Annotated in this window: 4 protein-coding genes; all 4 read left to right on the forward strand. The window is 41.3% G+C overall.

What is annotated here, in order from left to right; genetic code table 11:
- Positions 1 to 229 precede the first annotated feature (229 nt).
- The 4 genes from IM477_RS04605 to IM477_RS04620 all read left to right on the forward strand — a co-directional run bounded on the left by IM477_RS04605 (position 230) and on the right by IM477_RS04620 (position 2330).
- Positions 230 to 886 carry a vWA domain-containing protein gene (locus IM477_RS04605; protein WP_287730707.1) on the forward strand — a complete coding sequence of 219 codons (657 nt, stop codon included), beginning with the start codon at positions 230 to 232 and terminating at the stop codon, positions 884 to 886.
- Between the two features lie 13 nt (positions 887 to 899).
- On the forward strand, positions 900 to 1658 hold the full coding sequence (locus IM477_RS04610; protein ID WP_287730709.1) for a PP2C family serine/threonine-protein phosphatase: 759 nt from the start codon (positions 900 to 902) through the stop codon (positions 1656 to 1658).
- 115 nt (positions 1659 to 1773) lie between these two features.
- On the forward strand, positions 1774 to 1983 hold the full coding sequence (locus IM477_RS04615) for a BrnA antitoxin family protein (protein WP_353845529.1): 210 nt from the start codon (positions 1774 to 1776) through the stop codon (positions 1981 to 1983).
- 113 nt (positions 1984 to 2096) lie between these two features.
- Complete coding sequence (locus IM477_RS04620) at positions 2097 to 2330, forward strand: FitA-like ribbon-helix-helix domain-containing protein (RefSeq protein ID WP_287730713.1); 234 nt, start codon at positions 2097 to 2099, stop codon at positions 2328 to 2330.
- The last annotated feature ends 183 nt before the right edge of the window (positions 2331 to 2513 follow it).

Raw genomic sequence — 2513 nt, forward strand, 5'->3', positions numbered from 1 at the left:
TAAATCTTTATCTGGCAAGAGATTTAATTGATTAGTTCGCTCTGGATCGAAAACAGTTGACAAAAATCGCAGCAACACCTGTCTCTATAAGGGTTTCATTCCTTATAACCCCGTCCATTGCATAAGACAAACCGAAGAACCCTAATATAATAGGACAAAAAGTAGATAGTCCCAATTCCTAAAACTCCCATAGTTCCCCCAGTTCAAAAAATTAGGAGGCTTGAGAAAAATGCCGATTGGTGTGGCTGAATTTGTCGAAAACCAGGAAAATCGCTGTCCTGTGGTATTACTACTAGATACCTCTGGTTCAATGTCAGGGGAACCGATTAAGGCTCTCAATGATGGTATCAAAACCTTTCAGCAGGATGTGATGCGGGATACCCAAGCGACGTTGAGTGTAGAAACTGCCATTGTTACCTTTGGTAATGGAGGGGTTAAAACCGTGCAAGATTTTGTCGGGATTGACCAATTTACGCCACCTACTTTAACCGCAGGAGACTTAACTCCGATGGGAAAAGCGATTGAATTGGCCTTAGATTTAGTCGAAGATCGTAAAGCGATTTATAAAAATTATGGTATCCAATACTATCGTCCTTGGATATTTTTAATTACTGATGGTGCGCCTACGGATCAATGGAATCTGGCGGCGCAACGGGTAAAACAAGCCGAAGCAGAAAATCGGGTTTTATTTTTTTCTGTAGGTGTTCAGGGGGCCGATATGGAGACGCTCAAACAGATTTCTAATAATCCCCCCGTGTTACTCAATGGCTTAGATTTTCGGGATTTATTTCAGTGGTTAAGTAACTCAATGAAACGAGTTTCTGGTGGTAAAATTGGAGCGGCGATCACTTTACCACCAGTGAATTGGGGACAAATTACCACCTAGAGGACAGTTAATTATGTGGAGAACATTATGTCAGTCGGTGGTCGGTAGTTTTCACGTCCAAACGGGATTACCCTGTCAAGATTATGGCGATTATAAGGTATTGGGTCAGGATGTTTTGATTGGAGCCGTGGCCGATGGGGCCGGTAGTGCCAAACGTTCGGATTTGGGTGCGAAAATAACAGTTAAAGCAGCGCTGCAATTTTTAGAGGAAAATCTCAAAAAAACAGCATTAGCTGCCACTGAAACTGAAGCGGAATTAAAGGAAATATTCCGGCGACTGTTGGCTTATGTTCAGCAAATTCTCCAAGAAGAAGCCGAAAAAGAACAGTTAGACATTAATGATCTGGCGACAACTTTACTGGTTGTTTTGGTTACTTCAAAACGGTTAGCGGCGATGCAGATAGGAGACGGTTTTATTGTGTTCAAACCTGTGGGAGGAAATTATCAGTTATTGTTTCAGCCTGACAAGGGAGAATACATCAATGAAACCACTTTTGTTACTTCTAGTAATGCTTTGGAGGATATGCAAATAAAAGTTTTAACTGAGCCAGTTGCGTTTATTTGTGTGGCGACGGATGGAGTGGAAAAGGTATCTATCAATTATAAAAATTGGCAGCCTTTTCCGCCTTTTTTTCAGCCATTAGAGGAATATTTACAACAGACAGAAACGCCATTGCAGGAAGATCTCAAAGAATTTTTAGAGCGGGAGGATTTAAATAAGTTAACAACCGATGATAAAACCTTACTCCTAGCTTTTTGTTTAAGAAACTGAGGGGTTTAAGAAACCGGGTTTGTTTGACAAACCCAGTTTCTGGATCATAGCGTTCCCAGGTAAAACAATCGTGAGCAAAAAATCTATCAAAAGCGACTTGAAGAGAATTGATGCGATGACGGATGAGAATATCGATTATTCTGATATTCCGCCGTTAGGTGATGAATTCTTTACCCAAGAAACAGTATCTTTTTCGCCATCAAAGCAGCAATTAACCATCCAACTAGATCAAGATATATTAGAATGGTTAAAAGCCCAAGGAAAAGGATATGAGACACAAATTAACTACATCTTGCGGGAAGTGATGGAACAGCAGCAGCAGTAAAAAACAACGAACCTGATTTGATTAAAAGGTTTGTTGTTGCGCTTCAGCGCTCAACTCTGGCGAAAATTGGGCTAAAGTGAATTCGAGTAATCTGTATAAAACGGAGGTCGTCTATGGCAGATTTAATCGTCCGCAACATCGATGAAGCCATCGTCAAAGCTCTCAAAAAGCGAGCCAGCCAACACGGGATCAGTGCCGAAGCCGAACACCGCCAAATCTTAGAAAAAGCCTTGCTGCAACCGCAACGAAAATACTTGGCAGAGGTGCTACGCCAGATTCCCAACGTTGGCAACGATTCAGACTTCGATCGCGTTCAAGATGACACAGCCAAACCAGTATTTGATTGATACTAAGTAGGTAGGCGTTAAAAATTATCAGACACCCCCGTTATCAAGGGTAGGGTTGATTCATGAATCAACCCTACCTTATCAAGGGGGGATCAAGGGGGGATTAAAGGCAAAATCCATTTTTAATTTAATTATAACCAGCTACTTAATATTATTAGTAAGTGAGCAAGATGCTCACACTTA

The sequence above is a fragment of the Microcystis sp. M090S1 genome (assembly GCF_020246295.1).
In the GTDB taxonomy this organism is placed as follows: domain Bacteria; phylum Cyanobacteriota; class Cyanobacteriia; order Cyanobacteriales; family Microcystaceae; genus Microcystis; species Microcystis aeruginosa.

What these genes read in the sequence shown, in the direction of transcription:
- IM477_RS04605 (WP_287730707.1), top strand. Translation starts at nt 230, where the DNA reads ATGCCGATTGGTGTGGCTGAATTTGTCGAAAACCAGGAAAATCGCTGT.
- IM477_RS04610 (WP_287730709.1), top strand. Translation starts at nt 900, where the DNA reads ATGTGGAGAACATTATGTCAGTCGGTGGTCGGTAGTTTTCACGTCCAA.
- IM477_RS04615 (WP_353845529.1), top strand. Translation starts at nt 1,774, where the DNA reads ATGACGGATGAGAATATCGATTATTCTGATATTCCGCCGTTAGGTGAT.
- IM477_RS04620 (WP_287730713.1), top strand. Translation starts at nt 2,097, where the DNA reads ATGGCAGATTTAATCGTCCGCAACATCGATGAAGCCATCGTCAAAGCT.